This window comes from Streptomyces sparsus (assembly GCF_054776295.1).
Map to the genome: position 1 here is coordinate 1 of NZ_BAAHCA010000170.1, position 7,380 is coordinate 7,380.

3 protein-coding genes are annotated in these 7,380 nt (G+C 71.2%); all 3 read right to left on the minus strand.

The genetic code is table 11. The features are described 5' to 3' along the window. Positions 1–122 precede the first annotated feature (122 nt). Positions 123–1,583: a glutamate synthase subunit beta gene (locus ACYVE9_RS11030; protein ID WP_461027600.1), complete on the minus strand. Its 1,461-nt coding sequence runs from the start codon at positions 1,581–1,583 to the stop codon at positions 123–125. Continuing rightward, entirely contained in the window at positions 1,576–6,138 is a 4,563-nt protein-coding gene (gene gltB, locus ACYVE9_RS11035; RefSeq protein WP_461027602.1) for a glutamate synthase large subunit, read from the minus strand. The genes ACYVE9_RS11030 and gltB overlap by 8 nt, the downstream gene beginning before the upstream one ends. 307 nt (positions 6,139–6,445) lie before the next feature. Beyond that, the gene (locus ACYVE9_RS11040; RefSeq protein ID WP_461027601.1) at positions 6,446–7,210 is read right to left on the minus strand and encodes a VIT1/CCC1 transporter family protein; all 765 of its coding nucleotides are present in this window, start codon (positions 7,208–7,210) and stop codon (positions 6,446–6,448) included. Positions 7,211–7,380 lie beyond the last annotated feature (170 nt).

A 7,380-nucleotide genomic window follows, 5' to 3' on the forward strand; every position in this document is an offset into this window, starting at 1 on the left:
TGCCCGCCCTCGGTCGGGGGTGAGGGCGAACACCGCGGCGTTGTCCGCACGCCGTTGTACGGGACATTCGGGACGGGCCCCGGCGGCGTGCGCCGCCGGAACACCGTGGCCTTTCGCGGCCGTCAGACCGTCAGCGCGCGGTCCGTCGGCTTGACGGGGGCGGGCAGCAGGCTGGCGCCCGTCAGGTAGCGGTCGACACCGCGGGCTGCGGAGCGGCCCTCGGCGATCGCCCAGACGATCAGCGACTGGCCGCGACCGGCGTCACCGGCGACGAACACACCGTCGACGTTGGTCGCGTAGTCGGCGTCGCGGGCGACGTTGCCGCGCTCGTCCAGGCCGAGCCCGAACTGCTCCACCAGGCCGTTCTCGCGGTCGATGCCGGTGAAGCCCATCGCGAGCGTCACCAGTTGGGCCGGGATGCGGCGCTCGGTGCCGGGCTTCTGCTCCAGCTTGCCGCCGGAGAACTCGACCTCGACCAGGTGCAGCCACTGGACGTTGCCGTCCTCGTCGCCCTCGAAGTGGGTGGTGGAGACGGAGTAGACCCGCTCGCCGCCCTCCTCGTGCGCCGAGGTGACCTTGTACAGCATCGGGAACGTCGGCCACGGCTGGTTGGCGGCCCGCTCCTCGCCCGGCCGCGGCATGATCTCCAACTGGGTGACGGACGCGGCGCCCTGGCGGTGGGCGGTGCCCACGCAGTCGGCGCCGGTGTCGCCGCCGCCGATGACCACGACGTGCTTGCCCTCGGCGGAGACCGGCGACGTCACGAAGTCGCCCTCCTGCACCTTGTTGGCCAGCGGCAGGTACTCCATCGCCTGCATCACGCCGTTCAGCTCCCGCCCGGGGACCGGCAGGTCGCGGGCGGTGGTGGAGCCCGCGGCGATGACCACGGCGTCGTAGCGCTTGCGCAGCTTCGCCGCGTCGACGTCCCGGCCGATCTCCACACCGGTGCGGAACTTGGTGCCCTCCGCGCGCATCTGCTCGATGCGGCGGTTGATGTGCCGCTTCTCCATCTTGAACTCGGGAATGCCGTAGCGCAGCAGGCCGCCGACCCGGTCCGCGCGTTCGTAGACGGCGACGGTGTGGCCGGCCCGGGTGAGCTGCTGGGCGGCGGCCAGTCCGGCGGGGCCGGAGCCGATCACCGCGACCGTCTTGCCGGACAGCCGCTCCGGCGGCTGCGGCGTGACGTCCCCGGCGTCCCACGCCTTGTCGATGATGGTGACCTCGACGTTCTTGATGGTCACCGCGGGCTGGTTGATGCCCAGCACGCACGCCGACTCGCACGGCGCCGGGCACAGCCGCCCGGTGAACTCGGGGAAGTTGTTCGTGGCGTGCAGCCGCTCGCTGGCGGCCTGCCAGTCCTCGCGGTAGGCGTAGTCGTTCCACTCCGGGATGAGATTGCCCAGCGGGCACCCGTTGTGGCAGAACGGGATGCCGCAGTCCATGCAGCGCCCGGCCTGCTTGCTGATGATCGGCAGCAGCGCGCCGGGGACGTAGACCTCGTTCCAGTCCTTGACCCGCTCTTCGACCGGTCGCGTCGGCGCGACCTCGCGGCCGGTGGTCAGGAAGCCCTTGGGGTCAGCCATTGATCGCCGCCTCCATCATCTTCTCGTGGGTCTCGGACTCGCTGAGTCCCGCTCGCTCGGCGGCGTCCTTGGCGGCGAGCACTGCCTGGTAGGTGGCCGGCACGACCTTGCTGAAGCGCGGCAGTGCCGCGCCCCAGTCAGCGAGCAGGGCCTGGGCCACGGTGGAGCCGGTCTCCTCGTGGTGGCGGCGCACGGCGTCGTGCAGCCACTGCTGGTCGTCGGCGTCCAGCTTGCCGACGGCCGGTACCAGCTCCCGGTTGACGTTGTCGGGGTCGAGGTCGATGACGTAGGCGATGCCGCCCGACATGCCCGCGGCGAAGTTGCGCCCCGTCTCACCGAGCACCACTGCCCGGCCGCCCGTCATGTACTCGCAACCGTGGTCGCCGACGCCTTCGGAGACGACGGTCGCGCCGGAGTTGCGGACGCAGAACCGCTCGCCGACCCGGCCGCGCAGGAACATCTCCCCGCCGGTGGCGCCGTAGGCGAGGGTGTTGCCGGCGATGGTGGAGTACTCGGCGAGGTGGTCGGCGGCCCGGTCCGGGCGGACCACGATCCGGCCGCCGGAGAGGCCCTTGCCGACGTAGTCGTTGGCGTCGCCCTCCAGCCGCAGGGTCACGCCGCGCGGCACGAACGCGCCGAACGACTGGCCCGCGGAGCCGGTGAAGGTGATGTCGATGGTGTCGTCCGGAAGTCCGGCGCCGCCGAACTTCCGGGTCACCTCGTGGCCCAGCATGGTGCCGACGGTCCGGTTGATGTTGCGGATGGCCACCTGGGCGCGGACCGGGCGGGCGTCCTCGACGGTGTCCGCGGCGAGCGCGTCCGCCGCCAGCTTGATCAGCTGGTTGTCGAGCGCCTTGGTGAGGCCGTGGTCCTGCTCCACCACCTGGTGCCGGACCGCGCCCTCGGGCAGCTCCGGAAGGTGCAGCAGCGGGGCCAGGTCGAGGCCCTGGGCCTTCCAGTGGTCGACCGCGCGGGAGGTGTCGAGCAGCTCGACGCGGCCGATGGCCTCGTCCAGCGTGCGGAAACCCAGCTCGGCGAGCAGCTCGCGGACCTCCTCGGCGACGAACTCGAAGAAGTTCACCACGTGCTCGGCCTTGCCGTTGTAGCGCTCGCGCAGCACCGGGTTCTGGGTGGCGATGCCGACCGGGCAGGTGTCCAGGTGGCAGACGCGCATCATGACGCAGCCGGAGACGACCAGCGGCGCGGTCGCGAAACCGAACTCCTCGGCGCCGAGCAGCGCCGCGATGATCACGTCCCGGCCGGTCTTGAGCTGGCCGTCGGTCTGCACGACGATGCGGTCCCGCAGGCCGTTGAGCAGCAGCGTCTGCTGGGTCTCGGCGAGGCCCAGCTCCCAGGGGCCGCCCGCGTGCTTGAGCGAGGTCAGCGGGGAGGCGCCGGTGCCGCCGTCGTGCCCGGAGATGAGCACCACGTCGGCGTGCGCCTTGGAGACGCCGGCGGCGACGGTGCCGACGCCGACCTCGGACACCAGCTTGACGTGGATGCGCGCCTTGGGGTTGGCGTTCTTCAGGTCGTGGATGAGCTGGGCGAGGTCCTCGATGGAGTAGATGTCGTGGTGCGGCGGCGGTGAGATGAGGCCGACGCCCGGCGTGGAGTGCCGGGTCCTGGCGACCCAGGGGTAGACCTTGTGGCCGGGCAGCTGGCCGCCCTCACCGGGCTTGGCGCCCTGCGCCATCTTGATCTGGATGTCGTCGGCGTTCACCAGGTACTCGCTGGTCACGCCGAACCGGCCGGACGCCACCTGCTTGATGGACGACCTGCGGGCCGGGTCGTAGAGCCGCTCCGGGTCCTCGCCGCCCTCGCCGGTGTTGGACTTGCCGCCCAGCTGGTTCATGGCGATGGCGAGCGTCTCGTGCGCCTCCTGCGAGATGGAGCCGTAGCTCATCGCGCCGGTGGAGAACCGCTTGACGATCTCGGAGACCGGCTCGACCTCGTCGATCGGGATCGGCTGCCGCTCGCCGTCCTTGAACTGGAACAGGCCGCGCAGCGTCATCAGCCGCTGCGACTGCTCGTCGACCCGCCCGGTGTACTGCTTGAAGATGTCGTAGCGGCGCTCGCGGGTGGAGTGCTGGAGGCGGAACACCGTGTCCGGGTCGAACAGGTGCGGTTCGCCCTCGCGGCGCCACTGGTACTCGCCGCCGATCTCCAGGTCGCGGTGTGCCGAGGCGATGCCGGTGGCCGGGTAGGCCTTGGCGTGCCGGGCCGCGACCTCCTTGGCGACGACGTCGAGGCCCGCGCCGCCGATCTTGGTGGTGGTGCCGTGGAAGTAGGTGTCCACGAAGGACTCCTCCAGGCCGACCGCCTCGAAGACCTGCGCGCCGCGGTAGGACGCCACGGTGGAGATGCCCATCTTGGACATCACCTTCAGCACGCCCTTGCCGAGTGCCTTGATCAGGTTCCTGATCGCGGCGTCCGGGTCGGTGTCCGCGGGCAGGAAGGTGCCGGCCCGGACGAGGTCCTCGACGGACTCCATCGCCAGGTACGGGTTGACCGCGGCGGCGCCGTAGCCGATGAGCAGCGCGACGTGGTGGACCTCGCGGACGTCACCGGCCTCCACCAGCAGACCGACCTGGCTGCGCTGCTTGGTGCGGATGAGGTGGTGGTGCACGGCGGACGTGAGCAGCAGCGAGGGGATCGGCGCGTGCTCGGCGTCGGAGTGCCGGTCGGACAGCACGATCATGCGGGCGCCGCCGGCGATGGCGGCGTCCACCTCGGTGCAGATCTCGTCGATCCGGGCGGCGAGCGCGGCACCGCCGCCGCTCACCCGGTACAGCCCGGAGAGGGTGGCGGACGTCATGCCCGGCCGGTCGCCGTCGGCGTTGATGTGGATGAGCTTGGCCAGCTCGTCGTTGTCGATCACCGGGAACGGCAGGTTCACACTGCGGCAGGCCGCGGCCGTCGGCTGGAGCAGGTTGCCCTGCGGGCCGAGCGAGGAGTGCAGGGAGGTGACGAGCTCCTCGCGGATGGCGTCCAGCGGCGGGTTGGTGACCTGCGCGAACAGCTGCGTGAAGTAGTCGAACAGCAGCCGCGGGCGCTCCGAGAGGGCGGCGATGGGCGAGTCGGTGCCCATCGAGCCGATCGGCTCGCCGCCTGTCCTGGCCATCGGCGCGACGAGGATGCGCAGCTCCTCCTCGGTGTAGCCGAAGGTCTGCTGGCGGCGGGTGACGGAGGCGTGGGTGTGCACGATGTGCTCACGCTCGGGCAGCTCGGCGAGCTCGGTGAGGCCGGCGTTGAGCCAGTCCTGGTAGGGCAGCTCGGCGGCGAGCGCGGACTTGATCTCGTCGTCCTCGATGATGCGGTGCTCGGCGGTGTCCACGAGGAACATCCGACCGGGCTGGAGCCGGCCCTTGCGGACGACCTTGGCCGGGTCGATGTCGAGCACGCCGACCTCGGACCCGAGCACGACCAGGCCGTCGTCGGTCACCCAGTAGCGGCCGGGGCGCAGACCGTTGCGGTCGAGGACCGCGCCGACCTGGACGCCGTCCGTGAAGGTCACGCAGGCCGGGCCGTCCCAGGGCTCCATCATCATGGAGTGGTACTGGTAGAAGGCGCGGCGGGCCGGGTCCATCGAGTCGTGGTTCTCCCACGCCTCGGGGACCATCATCAGCACCGAGTGCGGCAGGGACCGGCCGCCCAGGTGGAGCAGCTCCAGCACCTCGTCGAAGGACGCCGAGTCGGAGGCGTCGGGGGTGCAGATCGGGAAGATCCGCTCCAAATCGCCACTGCCGAACAGCTCGGTGGCGAGCTGCGACTCGCGGGCCCGCATCCAGTTCCGGTTGCCCTTGACGGTGTTGATCTCACCGTTGTGGGCGACGAAACGGTAGGGGTGTGCCAGCGGCCAGCTGGGGAACGTGTTGGTGGAGAAACGCGAGTGCACGAGCGCCACGGCGCTGGCGAGGCGGCGGTCCGACAGGTCGGGGAAGAAGGGTTCGAGCTGACCGGTGGTGAGCATGCCCTTGTAGACGAGGGTCCTCGCCGACAGCGAGGGGAAGTAGGTGGCGGCCTCGCGTTCGGCGCGCTTGCGCAGCACGAAGGCGATGCGGTCCAGTTCGATGCCGGTGCGCGCGGCGGCGCCCTCGGCCGTGTCGGCGACGAACAGCTGACGGAAGGCGGGCATCGTGGCGCGAGCGCCGTTGCCCAGCAGCTCCGGGGCGACGGGGACGTCACGCCAGCCCAGGACGCGCAGGCCCTCCTCGGCGGCCAGCGTCTCGATCTTCGATACGGCTTCGGCGTTCTCCGTCTCGTCCGCCGGGAGGAAACCGATACCGACGGCGTAGCCGCCCGCCTCGGGGAGCTCGAAGGAGACCGACTCGCGCAGGAAGGCGTCGGGGACCTGCAGCAGGATGCCCGCGCCGTCGCCGGAGTCCGGCTCGGAGCCGGTGGCGCCGCGGTGCTCCAGGTTGCGCAGCACGGTGAGGGCCTGCTCCACGAGCAGGTGGCTCGGCTCACCGGTCAGAGTGGCCACGAAGCCGACGCCACAGGCGTCGTGTTCGTTCCGGGGGTCGTACAACCCCTGCTTGGCAGGGTGGGCCGCCATAGACGCTGCACGCATCGGCTCTCCCGTCGTCGTCGTGGCAAGGTGCAAGTGCCGAGGGACGACGTTGGCCCTCTGCAGATCAAAAATTTTCGTGCAGGTTACATGATGGGTAGCTTCCCGAGAAGTGGATACTTGAGTCCACCATGCGGACGCCCGGCAGGGTCCGGCGACGGGAAAAGGGTGGGTACGGAGGCAATGCCGTAAGGCACCCGAACGGCTGACGGGCGTCGTTGCCCATAGCGCTTATCGCTTCTGCCCCGTGGCAACCGAACTGAAACCCTCCGGTAACAGCCGTCACCGCGTGCGGTCAGCCGATCGCGGAACCCAGCACCGAGCCCAGCCCGTAGGTCAGTGCGGCGGCCGCGCCTCCCAGGATGAACTGCCGGAGCCCGCTGTACCACCACGAACGGGCGGTGACCTTCGACACGGCCGCGCCGCACAGGAAGAGGCCGAGCAGCGCCAGCACCAGCGCCGGCCAGAGCACAGTGGACCCCAGCAGATAGGGCACCAGCGGCAGCAGCGCGCCGCCCGCGAAGGCGGCGAACGACGAACCCGCCGCCAGCAGCGGCGAGGGCAGGTCCCCGGGAGCGACGCCCAGCTCGTCCCTGGCATGGATCTCCAGCGCCTGGGCCGGATCCCTCGACAACTGCTCCGCCACCGCGGCGGCGACCCCCGGCTCCACACCGCGGGACTCGAAGCGGGCGGCCAGCTCCCGCTGCTCGCCCGCCGGGTCCCCTGCCAGCTCCCGGCGCTCCACCTCCAGCTCCGCCTGGACCAGCTCCCGCTGCGAGGCCACCGAGGTGTACTCCCCCGCGGCCATCGAGAACGCTCCGGCCGCCAGTCCGGCCAGTCCGGTGAGTACCAGGGTCTGCGGGGCGACGGCGCCGCCCGCGACTCCGGCGATGAGGGCCGTGTTGGAGACCAGGCCGTCCATCGCGCCGAACACCGTCGGGCGCAGCCAGCCCCCGTTGACGTCGCGGTGACGGTGGTCGGCCCGGTGCGGGGCGGCCGCTGCCGCACCCTCCGCCGGTGAGGGTGTGCCGGGAGCGGAACCGTGTGGCGGTGTGGACATCCGGTCGACCTCCCTTCGCCTCGGCCGCGCGGCCGGGACGTGGCTGCCGACCGGCCGTACATGTCGAACCTACGCCCCGCGGCTCGCACGCCGCCAGCAAGGAAGGCCGAACTCACTCGCCTGACCTGCGGTTTCCCGCGATCGTCCGGCGCACCGGCAGCCCCGGCCGG

Coding starts and splice junctions, on each gene's coding strand:
- ACYVE9_RS11030 (WP_461027600.1), bottom strand. CDS start 1,583: ATGGCTGACCCCAAGGGCTTCCTGACCACCGGCCGCGAGGTCGCGCCG.
- gltB (WP_461027602.1), bottom strand. CDS start 6,138: ATGGCGGCCCACCCTGCCAAGCAGGGGTTGTACGACCCCCGGAACGAA.
- ACYVE9_RS11040 (WP_461027601.1), bottom strand. CDS start 7,210: ATGTCCACACCGCCACACGGTTCCGCTCCCGGCACACCCTCACCGGCG.